The 24,823-nt window shown below is 36.5% G+C and carries 24 protein-coding genes; 14 read left to right on the forward strand and 10 right to left on the reverse strand.

Translation table 11 applies throughout. From position 1 onward, the window contains the following. Positions 1 to 152 precede the first annotated feature (152 nt). Positions 153 to 818, reverse strand: coding sequence for a uracil-DNA glycosylase family protein (locus tag HW347_RS11200; protein ID WP_214611939.1), 666 nt, complete (start codon positions 816 to 818; stop codon positions 153 to 155). A 16-nt stretch (positions 819 to 834) separates the two neighbouring features. After that, entirely contained in the window at positions 835 to 4,287 is a 3,453-nt protein-coding gene (locus HW347_RS11205; protein ID WP_214611940.1) for a pyruvate carboxylase, read from the reverse strand. Positions 4,288 to 4,480: 193 nt separating this feature from the next. Between HW347_RS11205 and HW347_RS11210 the strand changes: the two genes are divergently transcribed. After that, positions 4,481 to 4,609 (forward strand): 30S ribosomal protein THX, encoded by a 129-nt coding sequence (locus HW347_RS11210; protein ID WP_155597538.1) that lies wholly within the window; start codon positions 4,481 to 4,483, stop codon positions 4,607 to 4,609. On the opposite strand, the gene yaaA is transcribed toward HW347_RS11210, so the two are convergent. The 3 genes from yaaA to HW347_RS11225 form a co-directional block, all read right to left on the reverse strand. Beyond that, positions 4,610 to 5,371, reverse strand: a complete 762-nt coding sequence (yaaA, locus tag HW347_RS11215; protein ID WP_214611941.1) for a peroxide stress protein YaaA — start codon at positions 5,369 to 5,371, stop codon at positions 4,610 to 4,612. Between the two features lie 107 nt (positions 5,372 to 5,478). Further along, positions 5,479 to 6,504 carry an RluA family pseudouridine synthase gene (locus tag HW347_RS11220; protein WP_214611942.1) on the reverse strand — a complete coding sequence of 342 codons (1,026 nt, stop codon included), beginning with the start codon at positions 6,502 to 6,504 and terminating at the stop codon, positions 5,479 to 5,481. Positions 6,505 to 6,507: 3 nt separating this feature from the next. After that, positions 6,508 to 7,095: a PASTA domain-containing protein gene (locus tag HW347_RS11225; RefSeq protein ID WP_214611943.1), complete on the reverse strand. Its 588-nt coding sequence runs from the start codon at positions 7,093 to 7,095 to the stop codon at positions 6,508 to 6,510. A 94-nt stretch (positions 7,096 to 7,189) separates the two neighbouring features. Here HW347_RS11225 and HW347_RS11230 point away from each other — a divergent pair, with 94 nt between their 5' ends. The 5 genes from HW347_RS11230 to HW347_RS11250 all read left to right on the forward strand — a co-directional run bounded on the left by HW347_RS11230 (position 7,190) and on the right by HW347_RS11250 (position 12,933). Beyond that, the gene (locus HW347_RS11230) at positions 7,190 to 8,173 is read left to right on the forward strand and encodes a D-alanine--D-alanine ligase (protein WP_214611944.1); all 984 of its coding nucleotides are present in this window, start codon (positions 7,190 to 7,192) and stop codon (positions 8,171 to 8,173) included. A gap of 45 nt (positions 8,174 to 8,218) precedes the next feature. Then, positions 8,219 to 8,674 (forward strand): pantetheine-phosphate adenylyltransferase, encoded by a 456-nt coding sequence (coaD, locus tag HW347_RS11235; RefSeq protein ID WP_155597543.1) that lies wholly within the window; start codon positions 8,219 to 8,221, stop codon positions 8,672 to 8,674. Between the two features lie 204 nt (positions 8,675 to 8,878). Continuing rightward, positions 8,879 to 10,732 carry a PAS domain-containing sensor histidine kinase gene (locus tag HW347_RS11240; protein WP_214611945.1) on the forward strand — a complete coding sequence of 618 codons (1,854 nt, stop codon included), beginning with the start codon at positions 8,879 to 8,881 and terminating at the stop codon, positions 10,730 to 10,732. Continuing rightward, positions 10,719 to 11,123 (forward strand): response regulator, encoded by a 405-nt coding sequence (locus HW347_RS11245; protein ID WP_214611946.1) that lies wholly within the window; start codon positions 10,719 to 10,721, stop codon positions 11,121 to 11,123. Before HW347_RS11240 ends, HW347_RS11245 begins: the two co-directional genes overlap by 14 nt. Before the next feature lie 34 nt (positions 11,124 to 11,157). Beyond that, entirely contained in the window at positions 11,158 to 12,933 is a 1,776-nt protein-coding gene (locus HW347_RS11250; protein WP_225901901.1) for a M14 family metallopeptidase, read from the forward strand. A gap of 3 nt (positions 12,934 to 12,936) precedes the next feature. Here HW347_RS11250 and HW347_RS11255 read toward each other — a convergent pair whose 3' ends face one another. Continuing rightward, positions 12,937 to 13,524, reverse strand: coding sequence for an NUDIX hydrolase (locus HW347_RS11255; RefSeq protein ID WP_155597546.1), 588 nt, complete (start codon positions 13,522 to 13,524; stop codon positions 12,937 to 12,939). Between the two features lie 7 nt (positions 13,525 to 13,531). On the opposite strand from HW347_RS11255, the gene pyrE reads away from it, so the two are divergent. Both pyrE and HW347_RS11265 read left to right on the forward strand, forming a co-directional pair. Beyond that, on the forward strand, positions 13,532 to 14,173 hold the full coding sequence (gene pyrE, locus HW347_RS11260; RefSeq protein ID WP_214611947.1) for an orotate phosphoribosyltransferase: 642 nt from the start codon (positions 13,532 to 13,534) through the stop codon (positions 14,171 to 14,173). A gap of 7 nt (positions 14,174 to 14,180) precedes the next feature. Beyond that, entirely contained in the window at positions 14,181 to 14,573 is a 393-nt protein-coding gene (locus HW347_RS11265; RefSeq protein ID WP_214611948.1) for an SRPBCC family protein, read from the forward strand. Here HW347_RS11265 and HW347_RS11270 read toward each other — a convergent pair whose 3' ends face one another. After that, positions 14,574 to 15,305, reverse strand: coding sequence for a biotin--[acetyl-CoA-carboxylase] ligase (locus HW347_RS11270; RefSeq protein WP_214611949.1), 732 nt, complete (start codon positions 15,303 to 15,305; stop codon positions 14,574 to 14,576). 93 nt (positions 15,306 to 15,398) lie between these two features. On the opposite strand from HW347_RS11270, the gene rsfS reads away from it, so the two are divergent. The 6 genes from rsfS to HW347_RS11300 are packed head-to-tail and all read left to right on the forward strand — an operon-like array spanning position 15,399 to position 20,190. After that, complete coding sequence (gene rsfS, locus HW347_RS11275) at positions 15,399 to 15,782, forward strand: ribosome silencing factor (RefSeq protein WP_155597550.1); 384 nt, start codon at positions 15,399 to 15,401, stop codon at positions 15,780 to 15,782. A gap of 9 nt (positions 15,783 to 15,791) precedes the next feature. Further along, on the forward strand, positions 15,792 to 17,795 hold the full coding sequence (ftsH, locus tag HW347_RS11280) for an ATP-dependent zinc metalloprotease FtsH (protein WP_214611950.1): 2,004 nt from the start codon (positions 15,792 to 15,794) through the stop codon (positions 17,793 to 17,795). A 58-nt stretch (positions 17,796 to 17,853) separates the two neighbouring features. Further along, positions 17,854 to 18,468, forward strand: coding sequence for an LUD domain-containing protein (locus HW347_RS11285; protein ID WP_214611951.1), 615 nt, complete (start codon positions 17,854 to 17,856; stop codon positions 18,466 to 18,468). Positions 18,469 to 18,472: 4 nt separating this feature from the next. Further along, positions 18,473 to 19,276, forward strand: coding sequence for a phosphatidate cytidylyltransferase (locus tag HW347_RS11290; protein WP_214611952.1), 804 nt, complete (start codon positions 18,473 to 18,475; stop codon positions 19,274 to 19,276). After that, positions 19,266 to 19,949: a phosphatidylserine decarboxylase family protein gene (locus HW347_RS11295; RefSeq protein ID WP_155597554.1), complete on the forward strand. Its 684-nt coding sequence runs from the start codon at positions 19,266 to 19,268 to the stop codon at positions 19,947 to 19,949. The genes HW347_RS11290 and HW347_RS11295 overlap by 11 nt, the downstream gene beginning before the upstream one ends. Continuing rightward, the gene (locus HW347_RS11300) at positions 19,924 to 20,190 is read left to right on the forward strand and encodes an acyl-CoA-binding protein (RefSeq protein WP_214611953.1); all 267 of its coding nucleotides are present in this window, start codon (positions 19,924 to 19,926) and stop codon (positions 20,188 to 20,190) included. Before HW347_RS11295 ends, HW347_RS11300 begins: the two co-directional genes overlap by 26 nt. A gap of 30 nt (positions 20,191 to 20,220) precedes the next feature. Here HW347_RS11300 and HW347_RS11305 read toward each other — a convergent pair whose 3' ends face one another. The 3 genes from HW347_RS11305 to HW347_RS11315 form a co-directional block, all read right to left on the reverse strand. Further along, positions 20,221 to 20,982: a creatininase family protein gene (locus HW347_RS11305; protein ID WP_214611954.1), complete on the reverse strand. Its 762-nt coding sequence runs from the start codon at positions 20,980 to 20,982 to the stop codon at positions 20,221 to 20,223. 102 nt (positions 20,983 to 21,084) lie between these two features. Further along, entirely contained in the window at positions 21,085 to 21,678 is a 594-nt protein-coding gene (locus tag HW347_RS11310; protein ID WP_214611955.1) for a hypothetical protein, read from the reverse strand. A 470-nt stretch (positions 21,679 to 22,148) separates the two neighbouring features. Then, the gene (locus HW347_RS11315) at positions 22,149 to 24,779 is read right to left on the reverse strand and encodes a valine--tRNA ligase (protein ID WP_214611956.1); all 2,631 of its coding nucleotides are present in this window, start codon (positions 24,777 to 24,779) and stop codon (positions 22,149 to 22,151) included. Between the last annotated feature and the right edge of the window lie 44 nt (positions 24,780 to 24,823).

Consider the following 24,823-nt stretch of genomic DNA (forward strand, 5'->3'; position numbering starts at 1 on the left):
ACTCTTTTTAGTTTATGACAATTTGATTGGTGTTTTTTGAAGAGGAAATAAAATAGATATCTTAGAAAGTAAACTACTTCGGGGCAAGCCCACGAGGCATTAAAAGGAATACACTTTGATTTTGAGGTAAGCCTCGGAGCATTTAATCTCGATTATCGAGTGAAAAAATCACGGTACTGCATAACCCGAAAATCCAATGTATTAAAATTGGCATCTGCAGCTTTCATCTCTTTATAGGAATCCAAACTACCCACTGCCCTATTTGCCGCACCTGATGGCGCCGTTAATGAAACTGTACGTATAATTCGTTTGGATTTAGGAAGTTGTAGTTCATACACACGAGGCACTTGATCAGAAATAGTTTTAAGCTTCAAGCCTAAAGGTTTCAAAAGTCTTCTAAAAAAGTATTCCGGTCCGTTTTTACTGTTACCGCCCATGAAAAGGATAGTCTTTAGTTTCGGATAAAGTTCTAAGTAATGAACTAAATCTCTTAACTTCACATTTTGCATTCCCAGGTCAGAAGCATCTACTTTATCCCGCTGCGCTGCTTCAACAATATCGCAGACCCCAATTTTATTAGAAACCAAAAAATTCTTGCGTTGCTCAATGGCTAAATGGGTATTTTCATATACTAGACCTAAATCAAAAATACGATTAAGAATAGGCCAAAGCATGCCATTTCTGCTACCGTAGCAAAAATCTACATCATCTACCTTTAAATCACCAGTCGTAAATCTAGGTGGTGGCAACGTGCCAACAATTAGCTTTTCTGCTTGTTCAAAGATGAAAGGCTCATAAGGATGCGTGTGTAAGAACATAGATACAAAAGTATACCTATTTAAGGGTCAGCACCAAATCATCAGAATTCACCAAAGAACCACCTTTCAATTGAACTTTAGCAACAACACCTTCTTCCGTAGCTGTTACCGTAGTTTCCATTTTCATGGCCTCGATTACAAACAATGGTTGGTTTCTTTTTACTTCCTGCCCTGTTTTAACTAACACGGTAGACAATAGCCCCTGCAATGGTGCACCAATTTGTTTTGGATCAGAAGAATCTGCCTTTACGTTTTCTTGCTTTTCGACTTTTACAGATGTATCCTTTATCAAAACGTTTCTAAGCTGTCCGTTAATTTTAAAGAAAATACTAACGTTTCCAGCTTCATCAGGTTCTCCCTTAAGCATTAAAGAAATTAAAACGTTCTTTCCGCCTTCAAGCTCCACCATAATCTCTTCGCCCACATCCATACCATAAAAGAAATTTTTGGTAGGTATGTTCACCACATTACCATATTTTACATGGTTGTTATATGCATCCGTAAACACTTTTGGATATAATTGGTACGAAAGTAAATCGGTCATTTCAAGCGGTCTACCCATTCCTTTACTGAACTTTCTTTTGAAAGCTTTGAACTCCTTATCAAAATCTATTGGTTCTAGGTGAGCATTAGGTCTATTCGTATATGGTTTCTCATCCTTTAAAACAATCTTCTGCAATTTCTTAGGAAATCCACCAACTGGCTGCCCAAGGTCTCCCCTGAAAAAGCTTTTTACAGATTCCGGAAAGGAAATATCCTGACCTTTTTCCATCACGTCTGCTACAGTCAGGTTATTACTAACCATATATTGAGCCATATCTCCTACTACCTTGGAACTAGGTGTAACTTTTACAATATCACCAAACATTTGGTTAACCTCAGCATACATTTTGGTCACATCCGTAAACTTGGTTTCAAGACCCAAAGCAATAGCTTGACCTTTTAAATTGGAATATTGTCCACCAGGAATTTCATGATGATACACATCTCCCGTACCTGACTTCAATCCAGATTCAAAAGTGTAATAGTAATTTCTTACACCTTCCCAATAATCAGAATACTCGGCTAACTTATCGGTATTCATTTTATTCTCCCGCTCATTAAAGCGCAACATCTCTACAACCGAGTTGAAGTTAGGTTGCGAGGTAAGCCCAGAAAGACCTCCTAAAGCCACATCTACAACATCTACTCCAGCTTCAATAGCTTTTAAATAAGTAGCCGTTTGCACGGAAGACGTATCATGCGTATGCAAATGAATAGGAATATTTATTTCTGACTTTAATGCCGAAATTAGCTCAAAAGCGGCATTTGGTTTCAAAAGTCCGGCCATATCTTTTACTCCAAGAATATGGGCTCCGGCATTCTCTATATCCTTAGCCAGTTGTATGTAATATTTTAAGTCGTATTTTGTTTTGGAAGGATCTAAAATATCACCTGTATAACAGATGGAACCTTCTGCTAGACCTCCCGTTCGCTTTCGCACATGTTCAATACATGGCGCAAGGGATTTCATCCAGTTTAATGAATCAAAAATCCTAAAGACATCTACTCCAGTATTCCAAGATTCCTCTACAAATTTTTCAATCAGGTTATCTGGATAAGCAGTATACCCTACTCCATTTGAACCACGAATAAGCATTTGCAACAGTACATTTGGCATTGCTTTTCGCAGAAGAGCTAAACGCTCCCAAGGGTTTTCGTGTAAAAACCGCAAGCAAACATCAAAAGTGGCACCACCCCAAACCTCCATAGAAAATATCTCAGGATGATTTTTAGCGTAACCTTCGGCTACTTTCATCATATCTACCGTTCGCATACGGGTCGCCAATAAACTTTGGTGGGCGTCACGCATGGTGGTATCCGTAAAATGTACTTTTTTCTCCGCTTTTAACCATTGGGAAAACTTCTCTGGCCCCATCTCGATCAACAAATCTTTTGTTCCCTTAGGATAGCTGTCCGTTTTTAAAAACGATGGTACTTTCGGTTTTGTGAATTTTCGGTTAGGGTCGTAATTTTTAACGTCAGAGTTTCCGTTTACAATAGTTTCTCCTATAAATGTAATAAGCTTATTAGCTCTATTTCTAGGCTCTACAAACTCAAAAAGTTTAGGTTCATTTTTAATGAAATTAACCGTTACTTTTCCTTCACGGAAAGTATCATGCTTTAGAATATTATCTAAAAATGCCATGTTCGTATTTACACCGCGAATACGGAACTCCGCCAAAGCACGTCTCATTTTTCTACAACAACCATCTAAAGTTCGGCTACGTGCAGATACCTTTACCAGCATTGAATCGAAAAAAGGAGAAATAACCACACCTTGATAGATGCTTCCTGCATCTAAACGAATACCAAAACCAGAAGCACTTCTATACGTAGTTACTACGCCATAATCTGGCTTAAAGTCATTAGACGGGTCCTCTGTTGTTATTCTACACTGCAGTGCAATACCATTTACCTGAACAGATTCTTGATTAGGTATTTTAATTTGGGTATCGGAAAGTTTATATCCACCGGCGATAAACAATTGTGCCTTTACCAAATCTATATTGGTAATCATTTCTGTAACCGTATGCTCTACCTGTATACGAGGGTTTACTTCAATAAAATAGATACTACCATCATCATCTACCAGAAATTCTACGGTACCAATATTATTGTAATTAACCGCCTTACAAATATCTATTGCATATTTATACAGACTATCTTTTGTTTCTTGGGGAAGCCCTATAGATGGCGCAAATTCTATAACCTTCTGATACCTTCTTTGCACCGAACAATCCCGCTCATAAAGGTGTACTATGTTACCATGCGTATCAGCAACAATTTGTACTTCTATATGCTTTGGATTCTCAACAAATTTTTCTAAGAAAACCGTATCATCGCCAAAGGCGTTCAATGATTCTCTTTTAGCTTCTGGAAAACCTTTTTCTAATTCTTCTTGTGTTCTAATAACCCGCATTCCGCGACCACCACCGCCAGAAGCTGCTTTTAACATTAACGGATAACCAATTCTTTTGGCTTCCGTAATGGCTATTTTTACATCTGTTAAATCTTTATCACTACTTTGAATAACAGGAATATTATTCGCTACCGCCACTTCTTTAGCAGTAATCTTATCGCCTAAGGCTTTTAAAACTGATACTTTAGGTCCAACGAAAACAATACCGTTATCCTCACATTTTTGAGCAAATTTGGCATTTTCAGATAGAAATCCGTAACCCGGGTGAATGGCATCTACATTATTCTCCTTTGCCACCTTTATAATGGCGTCAATGTCTAAATACGGTTTTAGCGGTTCGTTGTCCTCTCCAATTTGGTAGGATTCATCAGCTTTATAGCGGTGTAGAGAATACCGATCTTCGTAAGTATAAATACCCACTGTACGAACTCCTATTTCAACGCAGGCCCTGAAAATACGTATAGCAATCTCTCCTCTATTCGCTACTAAAACCTTCTCTATTTTCATTTCTGCGTTGTTTAAATTCGTGTTTAAAAACCGATTCAAACAAACTTAACTTTTTTGACTTACTATAGCAATATCAAAAGCCTATTAATTAAAGGAAAATTGTGAAGTTTCTCAGACAAATAAAGTGGTTTTTAGACACTTCATTTGAAGTTGTAAATCTAAAACTGTATATTAAAACAAAGAATAGAAAGATATGGGACGAGGAGATATAAAAACGAGAAGAGGCAAAATTGCAAATCGCTCTTTTGGGGCAAGGCGACCAAGAAAAATCAAGAGACGCCCTACCGTGGAAGAAAAAATTGATATTAAAAAAAAGAAATAATTATCTAATGAAAACGGGTTCGTTTTCTTTGACGGTGTGTGCTTCACTAAATTCATACTCGTCATAATTGAACCCCTTAAGTTCATCTAGCGTGTTTACATCTTTGTCAATAATGTAACGAACCATGGAACCTCGTGCTTTTTTAGCATAAAAGCTGATTATCTTAAGCTTGTCATTCTTCCAGTCTTTAAAAACAGGACTTATTACAGGAACTTTTAATGCCTTTTTATCTATTGCACTAAAATATTCGTTGCTCGCTAAGTTGATAAAAAGTTCATCTTCTTTCAACTCTGAATTTAATTCCTCAGTTAAAGTCTTTTTCCAGAATTCGTAAAGATTCTTCTTTCTACCCACTTTTAAGTGTGTACCCATTTCTAAACGATAGGGTTGCATTAAATCTAAAGGACGTAAAAAGCCATAGAGACCAGAAAGAATCCGTAGTTTTTCCTGCAGTTTCTCCACATTACGCGCGGGCATGCTATAGGCGTCTAAACCTTGATAGACATCACCATTAAAAGCATAAATAGCAGGACGGGCATTTTTCAAAGTAAAAGGCACCTCAAAACTTTGATTCCTTTCATAATTAAGCTGTGCCAATTTATCTGAAATGCCCATCAATTCAGATAGGTCTTTCGGGTTTTTCTTGGCTAAAATTTTGTTCAGCTTTAAGGCTTCATCTAAAAATTGAGGCTGTGTTTCCCTAAATCTGGGATAATCTTTATCAAAATCCAATGATTTTGCAGGTGAGATAACAATTTTCATACTAGTGTCTATTTTCTAAAACTTAAGGTAAAAATACTGATGATTATCAACGTGACCTATGGCTAAAGAAAAGAGTTATTGATACGGGTATCAATGTTATTTATAAGTTAGCTGCTGTGATTTGAGTAATGTCTCCATTTTTCAATACACTCTACCATGTCTTGCGGAATCTCAGAATCAAATCGCATAGTTTCTCCAGTTACGGGATGCACAAAACCTAGCGTTTTAGCATGCAATGCCTGACGCGGTAAAATTTTGAAGGCATTATCTACAAACTGTTTATATTTTGTAAACGTGGTTCCTTTTAAAATTTTATCACCTCCATAGCGCTCATCATTAAAAAGCGTATGGCCAATATATTTCATATGCACCCTTATTTGATGCGTACGACCAGTTTCTAACTTACACGACACCAAAGTAACATAACCCAACCGCTCTATTACAGAATAGTGCGTTACGGCTTCTTTACCTTCATCTCCATCAGGAAAAACATGCATTTGAAGGCGGTTCTTAGGATTTCTAGCAACATTTCCTTCTATAGTACCCTCATCATCTTGAACATTACCCCATACTAAGGCAACATATTCCCTTTCAGAAGTTTTATCAAAGAATTGTTTCGCCAAATGTGTCATGGCGGCTTCCGTTTTGGCAACTACCAATAACCCTGAAGTGTCTTTATCTATACGATGTACAAGACCAGGACGTTCATTACTGTTTGAAGGTAAATCTTTAACATGGTGTAAAAGTGCATTTATAAGTGTCCCGGAATAGTTTCCATGACCAGGATGCACGACCATACCTGCAGGCTTATTCACAACCAACAGAACATCATCTTCATAGACAACATCTATAGGAATATCTTCTGGAATCAAAAGAAATTCATGAGGCGGATGTTCAAATAACACCTTTACCTCATCATTTGGTTTTACCTTATAATTTTGTTTTACGATAGTCCCATTCACCCAAATATGTCCGCTTTTAGCAGATTGTTGAATTTTATTTCGGGTAGCGTATTCAATAAAGTTCATTAAGAATTTATCTACTCTTAACGGCTCTTGCCCCTTAGAGGCTATGACACGGTGATGCTCAAAAAGGTCATCATCGTTTGGTTCTTGATTTTCTGGTGTTTGCATGTATTATTCTGAATCTGCTTGAACCCTTGCTTTCTCGGTTATAGAACCGTTGCCACAAACCAATTCTACTTTTGAAGTTTTAGGTAGTTTATCACCAGGCTTAATCTGTTTTCCTTTATACTTTATATAGTATACCATGTCTTTACCCAATTGGTCTATATATGTAACGCGTTGTACATCTAAACCAACGGCGCGCAGCATAGATTCTGCATTACGTTGTGTAACCTGTATTATATTAGGTACAGAAACCTTCTTATAACCAGATGGATTTACAGTAAAGTATATTTTACGATTTTCTTTTACCTTATTACCTGCGGGAGGTGTTTGCTCTATAATAGAGAATCTAGGATAATCTGGATTGAAATTAGCAGAATCCAAGACCTCATATCTTAATTTTGCCTCCTCTGCAGCTTTGCGCATATCCGGTACGGACATTTTACCAAAGTCAGGTACTTCAACAAATTCACCATGATTTGTGGTTGAACTTAACCAACGTAACGTAAAAAAAACAAAAAGTATCAAAACCAATATGGCTAGACCTATTTGAATAAAAAATACCTTACTTTTTAAAAAATTGAAAAAATTACGCATCGGGTTCCTTTTAACGCAACAAATATAGTGAACTCGTGTTGCTTTTTTTGTTTAATTTCGGTTTCGTTTTATTGAGTAAATTTTAAACGGTCGTATGAAGAAAAATATTGCCATTATTATGGGTGGTTACAGTAGCGAATATAAAATTTCGCTAAAAAGTGGAAATGTGGTGCATACCTACATTAATAAGGAAAGGTTCAATACTTACCCTATCCATATTTTTAAGGACAAATGGGTCTATGTTGATGAGAATGAAAAAGAGCACCCCATAAATAAGAATGACTTTACCGTAAACCTAGGAAATAAAACCCTCAGTTTTGATTGTGTTTTTAACGCAATTCATGGTACACCGGGAGAAGACGGACTTATGCAAGCTTATTTTGAACTGCTGGGTATGCCACAGACTTCTTGCGACTATTACCAATCTGCCCTTACTTTTAACAAGAGAGACCTTTTAAGTGTTTTAAAACCTTACGGAATTAACGCTGCGCCATCCTATTATTTAAACTTAGGTGATAAAATAGATGAAGAGGCTATAATCGAAAAAGTAGGTTTACCCTGTTTTGTAAAAGCAAATAAGGCCGGAAGCAGTTTTGGTATTTCTAAAGTTCATGAAAAGGAGAGTCTAAAGAGTGCCATAGAAAATGCCTATAAAGAAGATGATGAAATTATCATTGAATCTTTTCTAGACGGCACGGAAGTTTCCGTTGGTGTTATAACCTATAAAGGCAAAACGAAAGTTTTACCTATTACGGAGATAGTAACAGAAAACGACTTTTTTGATTACGAGGCAAAGTACGAGGGAAAATCTCAAGAAATTACTCCAGCTCGTATTTCCAGAATACAGCAAGAAAAGGTTGAAGAACTTGCCAAACGTGCATACGAGGTATTAAAAATGAAAGGCTATTCCAGAAGCGAGTTTATTTTTATTGGCGACGAACCTTTTATGTTAGAAATGAATACCACTCCTGGCCTTACTACTGAAAGTATTTTGCCACAGCAGGCAGAAAAGGCCGGTATTACTCTTGAAGAATTGTTCACCAGTGCCGTAGATGAAGCTTTAAGTAAAAAAGGATAACTTTATAAGAACGGGCAAAACCAGCTCCAAATTTCTGTAGAACATATGAGACGCGCTATATTCCCAGGTTCCTTTGACCCACTTACCTTAGGTCATTCTGATATAATTCAAAGAGGCATTACTCTTTTTGATGAGATTATAATAGCTATTGGCGTAAATGCCGATAAAAAATATATGTTCTCACTAGAGGAGCGTATGAAGTTTATTGTAACTGCTTTTAAAGATGAACCTAAAATTAAAGTTCTTACGTACGAAGGTCTTACAGTAGATTTCTGTAAGAAAGTAGATGCCGATTTCATTTTAAGAGGCTTACGAAATCCCGGAGATTTTGAATTTGAAAAAGCTATTGCACACACAAATAGAAAATTATCTGAGATAGAAACCGTTTTTTTACTCACAAGTTCAGGAAAATCTTACATCAGTTCTTCTATCGTTAGAGATGTAATTCGTAATGGTGGCGACTATACCAGCCTTGTGCCTGATACTGTCCGTATATCTTAATTTTTTGAGTTTATTTCCGAATATGATATTTCAAGGGAGGCTATTGTTATTAATTATTTGTATTTTGTAAGTAAATACAACATAAATGGTTTTTTAACTAAGCCAAACATCCTATTATCCTAGCAACACAACGAGTTTGATACTATTCACAACAAAGGTTTAATTATCACGCCAAATGCGCCTAGTTTAGTAAGAAATTACCACATGATCTTGAACGGAACCAAAACCATACAAAATAACCCACTTGTAAAACAGCTGCCAACGGCCACTGTTTTCACGAACAAAAAGTTCGAGGTTATTTATGCGTCCGACAAGTTTATGAGTGACTTTTCTTTTGAAGCTAAAAACACTTTTGGCAAACCAATCAATGAACTTTTCACAACCCTTAGTGACAATTGGGAGAAAAAACTTTACAATTACCTTACGGATGAGTCTCATGATGCGAATCTAAATTACACTCTAAAAAGTGCTGCCGGTTCAAAATGGTATAAATGGGCATGTACAGCATGGCAAAATGATACTGGCGAAACCATTGGTCTTATTATTCACTTTGAAGATATTACCGAAAAAAAACTTAAAAACGAAGAAGGAGATAGACTTCAATCGCTTTTGGACGCTATGTGCGAGATTAGTCAGATTGGAGTTTGGGATTACGATATTTTAAATGACAAACTTGTATGTTGTGATGTGATTCGCAAAATATATGATGTTGACCAAGATTACGAATTTACGTTTGATGCTGCCATTTCTTCCTATAAAGATGGATACAGTAGAAATACCGTATCTATGTTGGTTCATGAAACCATGAGCAAGGGTACCAAATGGAACGAAAAATTACAGTTTAGAACTTCCAAAGGAAAAGAAATTTGGGTTCAAATAGCCGGTATGCCAACCTATTTAGATGGCAAAATAGTGGGCGTTAAAGGAACTTTACAAAATATTGAAAAAGAGGTACAATCAGAAACCAAGACCAAAGAAAATGAACTCTTACTCCGCACGCTTATTGACAATTTGCCATTAAACGTATTTATAAAAGATACTGAATCTAGAAAAATTCTGGTTAACAAATCAGAATGTGACTATATGGGTGTTGACAATGCCGATAAATTATTGGGGAAAAGTGATTTTGAGCTTTTCAATGAGGATGTTGCATCACTTTCTAGAGCTGAGGACCTACAAGTAATGGAAACTCTTATTCCTATATTAAGTAGGGAGACTATAAACGAAACTAAAGACGGTAGAATAGCTACTTTCCTTACTTCAAAAATACCTTTGTTAGGAAATAATGGTAAAGCTCAGGGTCTGGTAGGCATCAGTATGGATATCTCGGACATCAAGCAAAAGGAACAAGAATTACGTGACCTTATAAACGTTACCTCACAACAGAACAGGAAACTGGTAAACTTTGCTCACATTGTTTCTCACAACCTACGTTCACATACCGCTAACTTCTCCATGTTATTGGATTTTCTTACCAACGAAAAAAACGAAGAAGAAAAGACCCACATTGTTAAAATGCTTACACATGCATCGGATAATTTATTGGAGACATTAGAAAATCTGAACGAGGTAGTGGCGATCAACACGAACATCAATCTTGAACGAAAACCTATTCGATTAAATCAGCGCATAGTTTCCGTAAAACGAAATCTAAAAGAATTTTTAGTCAACAATAATGCTAAAATAATAAATGCGATATCTGAACATACGGCCATAAAAGTTATTCCTTCATATATAGACAGTATTTTAATGAACTTCATTACAAATGCTGTAAAATATAAACACCCAGATAGACCACCATTAATTACGTTGAGTGCAATAAGCGAAAACGGATTTATAGTTCTATCTATTGAAGATAACGGCTTAGGTATTGATCTTAAAAAATACGGCGACAAATTATTTGGAATGTACAAGACCTTTCATGATCACAGTGACTCCAGAGGCATTGGTCTTTACATAACCAAAAACCAAATAGAGGCAATGAACGGCAAAGTGACAGTTGCTAGTGAGGTAGGCGTAGGTACTACCTTCAAAATATATTTTAATGAACAAAATTGAAAGCATTTGCATTATTGACGATGACCCTATTACGGTTTTTGGCATTCAAAAGATGTTGAGTCTTGTGGTTGATTGTAGTGACATTACGGTATACCGTAATGGTAAATTGGCAATAGAAGGAATTAAAAAGAGAATTGAGGAAAATAAAAAAACGCCTCAGGTAATTTTCTTGGACATTAATATGCCAATTATGGACGGGTGGCAATTCTTAGATGAATTTATAACCCTAAACTTAACAGATAAGGTAAGGGTAAACATTATCACCTCTTCTATTGACACCCTAGATTTGCAAAATTGGGAGGATTTCAAGAAAAAAACTGCCCATACCATTACCTTCAATAATAAACCCATCCGTAAAGAACACGTTGCCGAGATTACCAAAATTGCATAGTATAAGCTTACCTGTTTTTGCTTATTTTTGATATATGCGACGAATATCTACGAGTATCAACCCCTTCTTATTTACCATTCTTTTGGTAGTCGTACTGGTTTGTTTTTCATGCGAAACAGAACAGCAGGACAAGACAGCAGATCATAAAACTCATTTTGAACTTAGTGATGGCAATGAAACTGCCACATATCTAGAAACAATAGATTTTTATATTCATTTAGCTAAGGAGTTTCCTGAAATAAACATGCAGACTATTGGTGATACAGATAGTGGGCACCCACTACATATTATTACCTACAACCCTGACGGGGACTTCAACTTTCAAAAAATAAGCGACAAGAAAACTATTCTTTTCATTAACAACGGCATACACCCTGGCGAGAGTGATGGTATTGATGCTACAATGATGCTGTATAGGGATTTTGCCACAGGTAAATTAAAGGCTCCAAAAAATACTGTGTTGGTCACTATACCCATCTACAATGTTGGTGGAGCGCTAAACAGGAACAGCTCAACCAGAGCAAACCAGAACGGACCTAAATCATACGGCTTTCGCGGGAACACACTTAACTATGACCTCAATAGAGACTTTATTAAGGCGGACACAAAAAATGCGCGAACATTTTTTCAAATCTTCCATATGGTTAAACCTGATATTTTTATAGACAACCATGTAAGTAATGGGGCGGATTACCAATACACGCTGACACACCTCTTTACCCAACACGACAAATTAGGTGGCGAATTGGGCAAATACGTTAACAATAAGATGATGCCGTCCCTAGAAAAATCATTGCAGGACGCGGAATGGGATATTACTCCCTATGTAAATGTTTTTAACCAAGTACCGGAAAAAGGGTTTTCTCAATTTATGGATTACCCTAGATACTCTACAGGTTATACCACATTATGGAATACGTTTGGCATGATGGTAGAAACTCACATGCTTAAACCTTACAAACAAAGAGTAGATGGCACTTATACTCTAATGACCAAAATGATTGATTTAGCAGAGACAGATTTTAAACAAATAAAACAACTTAGAGCAGAAGCAAAACACAGACATAAAGATTGGACCCACTACCCTACCAAATGGCAGGTAGATACTACAAAAACTACAATTTTAGATTTTAAGGGATATGAAGGTGACATACTTACCAGTGAAGTCACAGGGTTAACGCGTCTAAAATATGACAGAACCAGGCCCTTTACCAAAAAAGTAGCCTATCAAAATTTTTACAAAGCTGTTGATTCCGTGATAATTCCCGAAGCTTACATTTTAAAAAAGGGATGGCGTAAAGCTCTTTCGTTATTAGAACTTAACAAAATAGACTATAACACCATTAAGAAAGACACGGTACTTACTGTACAATCGTACAAAATAGACAGCTACAAGACCTTAGACTACCCATACGAAGGCCATTACCCGCACTATGATACGGAAGTAACAAACTCCACTAAAAAACTAAAATTTCAACAAGGGGATATTATCATTCCTACGGAGCAAGAAGGTATTAGGTATATTTTGGAAACCTTGGAACCCGAAACAAAAGATTCTTTCTTTAATTGGAATTTTTTCGATTCGGTTTTACAACAAAAAGAAGGTTTCTCTCCTTACGTGTTTGAAGATGAAGCAGCAAAATTACTAGAAGAAAATCAAATATTGAGAGATAGTTTCCTTTCAAAGAAAGCTAACGACACAACATTTAACACTAATTGGTACGTGCAACTAGATTGGCTTTATAAACATTCGGACCATTATGAAGCGGCCCATTTGCAATATCCGGTATATAGAATAATGAAAAACTAATGCTTATGCCCCAAAAAGGATTTTTATATTGTTGTAAGAATTTAAAAGTGCTTCTTGGATCTTTTTGGGACCTTTCCACTTTGCTTTAATTATTCCTTCCTTCTTTTCTGGCTTAAGTTTTCCCATGAAACTAGTTCTCATTGCATACCAATGCACCTCTTTTAGAGTATACACCCCATTATTGCTGAATATATGATAGGTAATTCTAAGGAAGTTCTCTATCCGTAAATCTTTTACACCAGTTTCTTCCATAACTTCTCTTATGGCACAAGCTTCTATAGACTCACCTTTATCCAATTTTCCTTTTGGCAAATCCCATTTATCATTTCTATAGATAAATAGCACCTCTCCCAAGTCATTCGTAACCACTCCACCCGCTGCAACTACTAGCGGAATTTTATGAGTAAACTTCTTAAGAATATCCTCATGATTAGGGTGATATATGTAGGCTTCGGTCAATTTTTTCTTCCTCAACGCCTTTATAGCTTCTTGAATAGAAGCTTCGTTTAGCAAAAAATATTCACCACCTCCAGTTTCCGAGAGTTTATTTGTTAGGATCAAAGGCAATTCGTTCACAAAAACTTTATACATTTGCGTCATGGTTTTAGACAAAAATACCGCCAAGAAAACGGCCGAACTTCTATTGCAAATTAATGCAATTAAGTTGAAACCGGAAAATCCTTTCTCATGGGCTTCCGGATGGAAATCTCCAATCTATTGTGATAATAGAATAATACTCTCCTATCCTGTCATTAGAAACTTCGTTAGAGAAGAAATGGCAAAGCAGGTAGAAGCACTTTATGGCAAACCGGATATTATTGCCGGAGTAGCCACTGGCGCTATAGGAATTGGGGCTTTAGTTGCAGATTTCTTAGGACTTCCGTTCATATACGTAAGACCTGAGCCAAAATCTCACGGAAGAAAAAACCAGATTGAGGGGCAATTAGAACCCAATCAAACAGTAGTAGTTATTGAAGATTTAATTAGTACTGGAAAAAGTAGTTTGAACGCTGTAGACGCTTTAACGGAGGCTGGCGCCAATGTTAAGGGCATGTTAGCCATTTTTACTTACGGTTTTGATGTTGCGCAAAGTAATTTTGAAGAAAAAAATGTTTCTTTAAACACATTAAGCGACTATGAGCATCTAATTGAGCAAGCTTCAGACACTAAATTTATTAAAGAAGATCAGTTAAACACCTTATTTGAATGGAGAAAAAATCCATCTAAATGGCAACAATAATAGTACTATGCACATAGAAACACCTCAAAAAGATATTTCAAAGGGAGACAAAGAAGTCTATGATTTCTTGACAGACCTAAAGAATTTCGAAAAATTGATGCCGGATAATATCGATAAGTTTGAAGTAATAAACGAAGATCGATTTCTTTTTGCACTAAAAGGCATGCCTCAAATTGTATTGGAACGCCAAACCCAGACTCCTAACAGTCAAATTATTTTAGGTGCAGCAAGCGATAAATTACCATTTACGTTAACTGCAGATATTATTGCCGTAAGCGATACAGAAAGTAAAGTGTCTTTAAGTTTTGAAGGTAAGTTTAACGCTATGATGGCTATGATGATCAAGCATCCCATAACAAATTTTATGGGTACTTTATCTGATAACTTAACGAAGATTTAATTAGTAGAGCAATTTCACCTCTTTAATATCAAATTCTTTTAGCACGTTGTCCTCAAGCGTTATTTGAAGTCTCCCTGTTGGTGAAACTCCGCGAATAAAGCCCATGAACAACTCATTTTGTTTATTCTCAAAAGTTGAGGGTTTGTCTTTTCTAAAAAGAACCTCTTCGTAAGCTTTCCAGAGATTTTCTATGCTATTAGTATTTGATTCTAAAAAAATTGATTTTAGGTTTTCTACAACTTCATGTAGTAGCTCATCTAAGTCAAAATTGCTCCCTAATATCAGTTTTAAAGACGATGCATTTTCCAGTTCACCAAAGAAGGTTTGGTTAACATTAAGGCCAATTCCTATAATAGCGGTATTTATTAAATTTCCAGAAAGAATATTTTCAATAAGAATTCCACAAATTTTTGAAGTACCTGACAGAATGTCGTTGGGCCATTTTATACTTAAATCTGGCACTTGGTGCGCCTTTAAGGTTTTGTAAACGGCTAGCGAAACACAAATGTTTAAAACAAAATAATCAGTAACACTTAAACCCAAATCCTGTCTTAAAACACTAAACGTAAGGTTTTTACCAGAATCAGATTCCCATTTAGCACCCATCTGACCTTTACCTTTCAGCTGTTTTTTTGCGGTAATTACTGTAAAATCAGCCCCCAAACCATCAGACAACAAACGCTTTAAATATGCGTTTGTAGAGTCCGTGGCATCAAGTTTGATTATGTTCATGCTAGGCTTATTTAGAATATATTGTATCTATTATAAAAAACTAGGTCTAAAAGAACAAAAAAATAATAACTTTGTACAAACTAAAATTTTTGAATGCAAAAAAGCAAAGCCAGTGCAGATGAACTAATTGCATTGATATTACAGGGAATAGAAGAAGTTAAGGGTCATGATATTTATTTACTTGATCTTAGAGATATAGAAAACACAGTTTGTGACTACTTTATAATTAGTAACGGTACTTCAAACACACATGTAAACGCCATAGTAGGATCAGTTCGTAAAATCGTTAGTAAAGCAATCCAAGATAAACCTTGGCATGTAGAAGGCGAAGACAATGCGGAATGGGTACTAATGGATTACGTTAATGTTGTTGTACATGTTTTCCAGAAACATATTCGGGAGTATTATGATATTGAGGGCCTTTGGGGAGACGCTAAAGTAACCAAGATAGAAAGTAGTAGCAGTTTGAATCAGTAAAAAAAAATAATGGCTAAAGATAACAACACGAATACAAAGAAACCGAAGTTCAGCTCATGGTGGATTTATGGATTGATCGCAATACTTTTAATTGGTTTTCAATTTATAGGTAGTGGCAACTTAGCCAGTACAAAAAAAACAACAACTTCTGAGTTACAAGAATACCTTAGAAATGGTGATGTCAAAGAAATTATGATCATTACCAATACCCGTCAGGCTAAAGTCTTCCTAACAGACGAAGCTATGGCAAAGGATGTTCATAAAGATGTAGCTGAAAAGCCATTACTTCCTTCAACAGGTGTTGTACCTCAGTATGTGTTGGATTATGGTGATTTACAGAACTTTGAGAATGAAATAAAGAACATAAAAAAAGAAAATAACCTAGATACTATTGTCGATTATGATACTGACAATAATTATCTAATGGACCTTCTTTTAGGCATATTACCTTTTGTTCTAATAATTGGTATTTGGATTTATTTGATGCGTAGAATGTCTGGCGGCGGCGGCGGCGGTGCTGGTGGCCAACTCTTTAACATTGGAAAATCTAAAGCAAAACTTTTTGACGAGAAGACAGACACTAGAACATCTTTCAAAGATGTTGCTGGTCTAGAAGGCGCAAAAGAAGAAGTCGAAGAAATTGTTGAGTTTCTTAGAAACCCGGACAAGTATACTTCTCTTGGAGGAAAGATACCTAAAGGAGCCCTTCTTGTAGGTCCTCCGGGAACAGGTAAGACCCTTTTAGCGAAAGCTGTAGCAGGAGAAGCTAAAGTACCTTTCTTCTCTCTGTCTGGTTCTGATTTCGTGGAAATGTTTGTTGGTGTTGGTGCGTCTAGAGTACGTGACCTTTTCAAACAAGCTAAAGATAAATCACCTGCCATTATATTTATAGATGAGATAGATGCTATTGGCCGTGCACGTGGTAAAAACAACTTTACCGGTTCTAATGATGAACGTGAAAACACACTTAACCAGCTACTTACTGAGATGGACGGTTTTGGTACAAACACCAACGTTATTGTATTAGCCGCTACCAACCGTGCAGATGTATTGGATAAAGCATTAATGCGTGCTGGACGTTTTGACAGACAGATATATGTAGACTTACCGGACATTAGGGAACGTGAAGAAATTTTTGAAGTTCACCTAAGACCTATTAAAACTGCTGAAGCTTTAGATACAGAATTTTTAGCGAGACAAACACCTGGTTTCTCTGGTGCGGACATTGCCAATGTTTGTAATGAAGCTGCATTGATTGCTGCCAGAAAAGAGAAAAAAGCCGTTACTAAACAAGATTTCTTGGATGCCGTTGACAGAATTGTTGGTGGATTAGAGAAAAAGAATAAAATAATCACTCCTGGTGAGAAGGAAACTATTGCTTACCATGAAGCGGGTCATGCCACTACAAGTTGGATGCTTGAACATGCTGCTCCGTTGGTGAAAGTAACTATCGTCCCAAGAGGTCAATCCTTAGGCGCTGCATGGTATTTACCAGAAGAACGCCTTATTGTTCGTCCAGAGCAAATGCTAGATGAAATGTGTGCCACTATGGGTGGTAGAGCTGCTGAAAAAGTTATTTTCAACAAGATTTCTACAGGAGCTTTAAGCGATTTGGAAAAAGTAACCAAACAAGCCAGAGCAATGGTAACTATCTACGGTCTTAATGAAGAGATTGGTAACGTTACCTTTTATGATTCTTCAGGGCAAGATTCATATGGTTTCTCAAAACCTTACAGCGAGGATACTGCCAGAAAGATTGACAAAGAGATTTCTAAAATTATTGAAGAGCAATACCAAAGAGCTATTCAAGTATTGACCGATAATAAAGACAAGCTTACTATTCTTGCTGAAAGATTACTAGAAAAAGAAGTTATCTTTAAAGAAGACTTAGAGAAGATTTTCGGCAAAAGAGATTTCGGTGAAACATTCGATAAAAAAGGACAAGAAAAACTTTCTGCCAACAAATCATCCGCCGAGGATACTGTAGCAGAAGAAGATGAAGAAAATAAATAAGAATATTTAGCGTTTTCTTTAACTAGAGGAGAACACGCATTGAGTTTTATAAGAGCAAATGGGGCTATTTGACAAATTATTCGGCGGTGGTAAGCAAAAGAAGGTTTCCAAAGAAACAGCGGAAACCAGAGGTGCGCATATGCCCGACCTGAACATTCCTGTAGACGAGAAATTTACCATACATTTTAAACAAAATGGTGGTAAATTTCTTTACTGCGATTCATTTTCTGAAATTTCTCAGGCGGTAAAGAATATCGTTAATGAGAATAGCTGGCAGGAACACCCCTTCTATGTCATGAACCCAAAGCTGAAAGAAAAGTTTGCAAAAGAAAACATCAGATTTACAGATACTAGTAGGGATAGTGAAGTCTTTTTCACCACTTGCGAGCATTTAATCGCTCAAAATGGATCTATATTGGTTTGTTCTAATCAACTAATGGATAAAAAACTGAACGAACTACCTTACAATGTAATCGTATTTGCCACTACTAGTCAGCTAGTAGAGTCTATAGGCGAAGGTTTAAAAACGATTAAGAAAAAATACGGTCATAACATTCCAGCCAACATTACTACACTAAAGCACTTTCAAGCAAATGAAGGAAATTCAGATGATTTCCTAACTTACGGAAGCAGTTCTAAGAATTTGTACCTTTTACTTCTGGAAGACCTATAATAGTATGAAGGAAATTTTAAGGCGGTCGATTACTGGAGTTGTTTACATCCTTTTACTATTGTCCGTGGTCTTTTTAAGTTCAGATGCTTTCGACTTTTTATTTATGATATTTGGACTTGCCTGTCTAAATGAATACAAAAAACTTGTTGGGTTAAAGGGACTTCATATTTATGGCGCCTATTTAATTCTATGGTGGGCCTACATATATTTCGTAAGCGAAATGTATTCGGTTTACGTTCTTTTGGGATGTACTCTAGCCGTAAACTTTATGCTTCTGTTTTTTCTTTTTTCCAAAAGGACTAAACTCTTCAATACAATTCAAAAATTTCTTATTGGTTTATTCTACGTAGGAGGTGGTTGTATTTTCCTTACAATGATTCCATATACCAATAATGACTTTGCCAAGTTTCTAATTATAGGTATTTTTATCTTAATTTGGGTAAATGATTCGTTTGCTTACATTGTTGGTCGTAGCTTTGGGCGAACAAAGTTGTTCTCTGCGGTATCACCAAAGAAAACAGTTGAAGGTGCACTTGGCGGTTTAGTTTTCGCCATTGGAACGGCTTATTTTATAGCTAAGTACGAGCCCATCTTAAATCCCCTACAGTGGGTTATGTTGGCTATTGTAATTGTAGTTACAGGTAACTTAGGTGATTTAATTGAGTCAAAATTTAAAAGGACGGCAGGCGTAAAAGATAGTGGTGCTATTTTACCTGGCCATGGCGGCATGCTAGATCGCCTAGATAGTTTAATATTTGCTGCACCGTTTGCATACTTAACTTTAAAAATTTTCGCGCATGTTTCATAGAGAGGGTCAAAAAATTATCCTGATCACCTTTTTTATTGTGGCTTTAGTTGTACTTGGCTCTCAATACGCTATTGATATTCCATGGCTTCGGTTGGGAATTCAATTAATTGCACTTGTGTTTTTAATTTTGATTCTGCAATTCTTTAGAAACCCTACACGTAGGGCAGCTAAAAACTTTGATGACATCTTGGCTCCCGTAGATGGAAAAGTAGTTGTTATTGAAGAGGTTGAAGAAACTGAATACTTTAAAGACAAGCGCATACAGGTTTCTATCTTCATGTCTCCTACCAATGTGCATGTTACACGTTATCCGGTAAGCGGAAGTGTAAAATACTCAAAATATCACCCTGGTAAATATTTGGTAGCTTGGCATCCTAAGTCCAGCACAGAGAACGAACGAACAACCGTGGTTATACGTACACCTAAATTTGGAGATATCCTTTACAGACAGATTGCCGGTGCATTAGCAAGGAGAATTGTTAATTATGCGGAAGAAGGTGACAACGTTCAGCAAGGTGAAGATGCAGGTTTTATTAAATTTGGATCAAGAGTGGATTTGTTTTTGCCATTAGACTGTGCAATTACCGTTAAACTAAACCAAAAAGTAATCGGTGCAGAAACTTGTGTTGCCGCAGTTCTAAAAAAGAATGAAGAAGGAGAAATTACATATTGATTTCGACAAGGCCGTAGAGTTTATGAACAGCTTTACAGAACCCTTGCCGGCCGATTTACTATTAAAACTCTATGCCTATTATAAAATAGCCAATAGAAACTATAGTAATCCGGGTAGCAGTACTCCCCTTATCAATGCTTTTAAAGCAAATGCCCTTATTCAGGCTAAAAACATTAAGCGAGATGATGCCATGAAAGCATATATTAAACTCGTTAAAGTTGAAGTTAGAAAGAAAAAATAAATACTCTTTTGAACTATTCTAAAGCCTATTCTATTCGTAAAGGTCTTCTGTATCTGCTTGACAGAGTTCGTAGATAAAATGCCCCATTTTCCGGGTTACATCATTAAAGAACCGCTCCCCTTTTTCTTTTGTAGATTTATGTGGATTACCCACACCAGTATCTTCACTTATTTTTGACCACTCTCGTTCAGCCCAAGCCCAACCTTCTGAAAAAGATTTTATTTTATATTTTTTAGAAGCACCGTCCCCCCATTTTTCTCTTGGCAACACCAAATCAGGTCGTAAATGAAGCATTAGACTAGTTTCCATTTCATCTGCATGGTCTCCTTTTTCATCAAAATACAAATCCTTGTCCAACACCCCGGGAAAGAAGCAAAAACTGATGAACATTTTAGGAAACTTATATCCTAACTCACGGACTAAAGGCTTAAAATTATTACCTCCATGACCATTAAAAATCAGTAATTTATAAATCCCCTGTCTATTGAGTACTTCTACTATATCAGTTAAAATAGCAAGTTGCGTACTTGGGTTTAAGTTGATGTCCAAATAAACATCAGACTGTCCCGTATTAACCCCAAACGGAAGCGTAGGTAAAACAATAGGCTTCCCTCCTTTCTCCCATGCTACACGGGCAGATTCTGCAGTCATATGGTCTGCTTGATAATTATCCGTAGCATAGGGCAAATGGTAGTTGTGGGCTTCGGTCGCACCCCAAGGCAATATGGCTAAATCAAATTTTTCATCCTTTAAGGCTTCCCAATTCGTTTCTGCTAAAATATAAGGTCTCATAACTTAAAAATTGATTGATTAATTCAGTGGAATTAACTCAATATTATATCTGAACACTATTAAAATTAGTGAACCTCAACATTATCGTTCCTACTTAGAAAATTAATTAAAAGGACCTACCATGATATGTGCCCGAAAAGTACCTGGATCCATAAGCCAAGGCATTCCTTTTTCATGAGGTTTTGAAGGTAAACCTGTAGATTCTGCCGTAGCAAATGGAGTATAGATAACATATCGGTATTGTCCATCTCCCAATTCACCTGTTTTCTTATCGTAAGCCTCATCGCTACCATAATAAATATATAGCATACTTGGCACAATAGGCATTTGCCATTTACCAGATGCTACCTCTGCACCTTGAATCTCCCTTTTTTCTTTTGTATTCTTTCCTTCTGCGGTAAGTTCTCTACCTCTTTTCATGAAAGGTTCCAATGTTTTGGAATAACACGCCACGCTGACTCCTTCTTTAGTTGGATCATCACCAATACATATCAAATTATTGGTCCCCTCTCTTAATACCGTCAAATTTCCAGAACTATCATATCCATAGACCATGGCAGCATCTTTATCTGCCTCCGGGGCAGGCAAAACCGCAGTTTTAATTTGAATTTCAGGTGATAGAATTTCGGTCTTAGTTTCTTGTGAAGTCACAAAACAAACCGATAAAAGAGCTGCTATAAATGTTATCTTTTTCATGTTATGCTGGTTTTACATAAATATAAACATGAAAAACTAATAATGAAGATATACTGACTAAAAATTATTAGTAGCAGAAAAAAGAAGGACCTCGAAGTCATACAATGGGGGAACATTTAAAATCATGACAATTGGGGCCTCCAATGGCTTAAGCAGATCAGACAAATCTTAAAAAAAATGTACCCAAGTAAGAATATGGAGCTATACAAACTAATTTTCGATGTCATTAAAGTCTCAAGACATAACAATATACGGTCATAAATGAATTTCAGTTCATTTGGCAGTTTGTAATTCATAATTCAACCACACAAGACCAATGAATAGAATAAAAAAGAACTAAAAACAATGATATACTTTCTAAATCACTCTAAAACTAAAAGTTATTACAGAAGTCATTAAAGCTACTAAACAAAACAGCCGAATATTCTAATTAAAGAATATTCGGCTGTTTCAATTTTTAAGAAAAAAGCTTACTTCAAACTTGCCAAACTTTTCTCTAGCGTTTCTATTTTAGCCTCAGCATCTGCTTGCTTTTGGCGTTCCATAGTAATAACTTTTTCTGGAGCATTGCTCACAAATCGCTCATTAGAAAGTTTCTTCTGAACAGATTTTAAAAAGCCATTAGTATACTTTAATTCTTCTTCAATCTTTTTGATTTCGGCTTCAACATCAATTGCGCCACTCATTGGAACAAAGTACTCATTACTTTTTACACGGAAAGACAAAGCACCTTCTACCGTTGCATCAACATAAGCAACTTCACCAACATTGGTCAGTTTTTCTATAACCACATCCCAAGTTTTAGCAAAATTTCCTTCGTTGAGAACCATAAGCTCCAAGCTTTCTTTCATTGGAATATTCTTTTCTTTTCGAATATTCCGAACACCTGATACCACTTCTGCAGCCACATCAAAACTTTCTATTAGCGCTTCATCAACCTTTTCTACTTTTGGCCATTGCGCGACTACTAGAGCCTCTTCTGGCGTACGCTCTGTTATATGCTGCCAAACCTCTTCTGTTAAGAATGGCATAAACGGATGTAACAGTTTCAAATTCTGTTCAAACAAAACAATCACTGCTTCATAAGTTGTTCTATCTATAGGTTTCTGATAGTCTGGCTTAATAATTTCCAATAACCATGAACTATAATCGTCCCAAACCAACTTATAAATTGCCATTAACGCATCTGAAATACGATACTTGCTAAAATGGTCTTCGATCTCTACTAAGGTCTTATTGAATTTAGCTTTATACCATTCAATACCCAATCTTGATGCTTCAGGTTGTGGTAAATCTGCTATCTCCCACCCTTTTAGTAAACGGAAACCATTCCATATTTTATTGGCAAAGTTTTTACCTTGCTGGCATAAATCTTCATCGAACATTAGGTCGTTACCCGCAGCAGAGCTTAATAAAAGTCCAACACGAACACCATCTGCCCCATAGTCTTCTATCAATTTAAGCGCATCAGGAGAATTCCCGAGCGACTTAGACATTTTTCTACGTTGCTTATCACGTACCAATCCTGTGAAGTATACATTTTTAAAAGGACGTTCATCACGGTATTCATAACCAGAAATAATCATTCTAGCTACCCAAAAGAAAATAATATCTGGACCGGTCACCAAATCATTGGTTGGATAATAGTAATTTATCTCTTTATTATCCGGCTCTAAAATGCCATTAAACACACTAATAGGCCATAACCAAGAAGAAAACCAAGTATCTAAAGCGTCTTCATCTTGTCTTAAGTCCGCCTCTGTCAAATTGGCATTTCCTGATTTCTTTTGAGCCAATTTTAAGGCTTCAACTGCAGTTTCTGCTACTACAAAATCTTCTTGTCCATCACCAAAATAAAAGGCGGGAATCTGCTGTCCCCACCACAATTGGCGTGAAATATTCCAATCACGAATGTTCTCCATCCAGTGACGATAGGTATTCTCGAACTTTTTAGGGAAGAATTTTACTTCTTCAGTTTCAAGTACCGCTGTGATGGCAGGCTTTACCAAATCTTCCATTTTTAAGAACCACTGATCACTTAAGCGAGGCTCAATAACAGCTTTAGTACGTTCTGAAGTACCTACTTTATTAACGTAGTTCTCCTTTTTAACCAAAAATCCTTTTTCTTCAAGTTCCTTGGTAATTTCTTTTCGAACTACAAAACGGTCTTTTCCTTCATAATGCAATCCAAAAGAATTTAGAGTTGCATCTGCATTAAAGATATCTATAGTTTCAAGGCCGTGCTTTTCACCCAAAGCCTTATCATTAATATCGTGTGCTGGTGTTATTTTCAAACATCCTGTACCAAATTCAATATCTACATACTCATCCTCTATAATCGGTATCACCCTACCAGAAATGGGAACAATTACTTTTTTTCCTTGTAAATGACGGTATCGTTCATCATTAGGATTAATACAAATAGCGGTATCTCCTAATATAGTCTCAGGTCTCGTTGTCGCTATTGTTACGCGCTCATCAGAACCTTCAATTGGGTATGACAAGTAATACAAAAGACCCTGCTTTTCCTCATATATTACTTCTTCATCAGAAAGGGTAGTCTGCGCTTCAGGATCCCAATTCACCATACGGTGCCCTCTGTAAATCAAACCTTTATTGAATAAATCAACAAAAACCTTGATGACCGATTTATACATATCGTCATCCATGGTGAATTTAGTGCGTTCCCAATCACACGAAGCACCCAATTTTTTAAGTTGACCAAGAATAACTCCGCCATACTCGTCTGTCCAATCCCAGGCGTGTTTTAGAAACTCTTCACGAGTTAAATCAGCTTTATCTATACCTTGAGATTTCAATTTTGCCACAACTTTAGCTTCAGTAGCAATAGAAGCGTGGTCCATTCCCGGAACCCAACATGCATTCTTACCCATTAAACGGGCTCTTCTGGTCAATACATCCTGAATAGTGACATTCAGCATATGTCCCATATGGAGTACTCCAGTTACATTTGGAGGAGGAATTACAATAGTATAAGGCTCTCTTTCATCTGGGGTAGATGAAAAATAATCGTGCTCCATCCAGTAATCATACCAGTGGTTCTCAGCTTTTAGGGAGTCATATTTAGAAGGGATATCCATATTTTTGGAACGGTTTTTGTCTAAGTAATAACGGTCATAACAAT

The sequence above is a fragment of the Zobellia barbeyronii genome, from assembly GCF_018603515.1.
GTDB lineage: Bacteria > Bacteroidota > Bacteroidia > Flavobacteriales > Flavobacteriaceae > Zobellia > Zobellia barbeyronii.

What these genes read in the sequence shown, in the direction of transcription:
- ftsH (WP_214611950.1), top strand. Translation starts at nt 15,792, where the DNA reads ATGGCTAAAGATAACAACACGAATACAAAGAAACCGAAGTTCAGCTCA.
- HW347_RS11220 (WP_214611942.1), bottom strand. Translation starts at nt 6,504, where the DNA reads ATGCAAACACCAGAAAATCAAGAACCAAACGATGATGACCTTTTTGAG.
- HW347_RS11255 (WP_155597546.1), bottom strand. Translation starts at nt 13,524, where the DNA reads ATGTATAAAGTTTTTGTGAACGAATTGCCTTTGATCCTAACAAATAAA.
- HW347_RS11225 (WP_214611943.1), bottom strand. Translation starts at nt 7,095, where the DNA reads ATGCGTAATTTTTTCAATTTTTTAAAAAGTAAGGTATTTTTTATTCAA.
- HW347_RS11210 (WP_155597538.1), top strand. Translation starts at nt 4,481, where the DNA reads ATGGGACGAGGAGATATAAAAACGAGAAGAGGCAAAATTGCAAATCGC.
- HW347_RS11230 (WP_214611944.1), top strand. Translation starts at nt 7,190, where the DNA reads ATGAAGAAAAATATTGCCATTATTATGGGTGGTTACAGTAGCGAATAT.
- HW347_RS11290 (WP_214611952.1), top strand. Translation starts at nt 18,473, where the DNA reads ATGAAGGAAATTTTAAGGCGGTCGATTACTGGAGTTGTTTACATCCTT.
- HW347_RS11315 (WP_214611956.1), bottom strand. Translation starts at nt 24,779, where the DNA reads ATGGATATCCCTTCTAAATATGACTCCCTAAAAGCTGAGAACCACTGG.
- HW347_RS11310 (WP_214611955.1), bottom strand. Translation starts at nt 21,678, where the DNA reads ATGAAAAAGATAACATTTATAGCAGCTCTTTTATCGGTTTGTTTTGTG.
- HW347_RS11295 (WP_155597554.1), top strand. Translation starts at nt 19,266, where the DNA reads ATGTTTCATAGAGAGGGTCAAAAAATTATCCTGATCACCTTTTTTATT.
- HW347_RS11285 (WP_214611951.1), top strand. Translation starts at nt 17,854, where the DNA reads ATGGGGCTATTTGACAAATTATTCGGCGGTGGTAAGCAAAAGAAGGTT.
- HW347_RS11270 (WP_214611949.1), bottom strand. Translation starts at nt 15,305, where the DNA reads ATGAACATAATCAAACTTGATGCCACGGACTCTACAAACGCATATTTA.
- HW347_RS11240 (WP_214611945.1), top strand. Translation starts at nt 8,879, where the DNA reads ATGATCTTGAACGGAACCAAAACCATACAAAATAACCCACTTGTAAAA.
- yaaA (WP_214611941.1), bottom strand. Translation starts at nt 5,371, where the DNA reads ATGAAAATTGTTATCTCACCTGCAAAATCATTGGATTTTGATAAAGAT.
- rsfS (WP_155597550.1), top strand. Translation starts at nt 15,399, where the DNA reads ATGCAAAAAAGCAAAGCCAGTGCAGATGAACTAATTGCATTGATATTA.
- HW347_RS11250 (WP_225901901.1), top strand. Translation starts at nt 11,158, where the DNA reads ATGCGACGAATATCTACGAGTATCAACCCCTTCTTATTTACCATTCTT.
- HW347_RS11200 (WP_214611939.1), bottom strand. Translation starts at nt 818, where the DNA reads ATGTTCTTACACACGCATCCTTATGAGCCTTTCATCTTTGAACAAGCA.
- pyrE (WP_214611947.1), top strand. Translation starts at nt 13,532, where the DNA reads ATGGTTTTAGACAAAAATACCGCCAAGAAAACGGCCGAACTTCTATTG.
- coaD (WP_155597543.1), top strand. Translation starts at nt 8,219, where the DNA reads ATGAGACGCGCTATATTCCCAGGTTCCTTTGACCCACTTACCTTAGGT.
- HW347_RS11265 (WP_214611948.1), top strand. Translation starts at nt 14,181, where the DNA reads ATGCACATAGAAACACCTCAAAAAGATATTTCAAAGGGAGACAAAGAA.
- HW347_RS11205 (WP_214611940.1), bottom strand. Translation starts at nt 4,287, where the DNA reads ATGAAAATAGAGAAGGTTTTAGTAGCGAATAGAGGAGAGATTGCTATA.
- HW347_RS11305 (WP_214611954.1), bottom strand. Translation starts at nt 20,982, where the DNA reads ATGAGACCTTATATTTTAGCAGAAACGAATTGGGAAGCCTTAAAGGAT.
- HW347_RS11300 (WP_214611953.1), top strand. Translation starts at nt 19,924, where the DNA reads ATGAAGAAGGAGAAATTACATATTGATTTCGACAAGGCCGTAGAGTTT.
- HW347_RS11245 (WP_214611946.1), top strand. Translation starts at nt 10,719, where the DNA reads ATGAACAAAATTGAAAGCATTTGCATTATTGACGATGACCCTATTACG.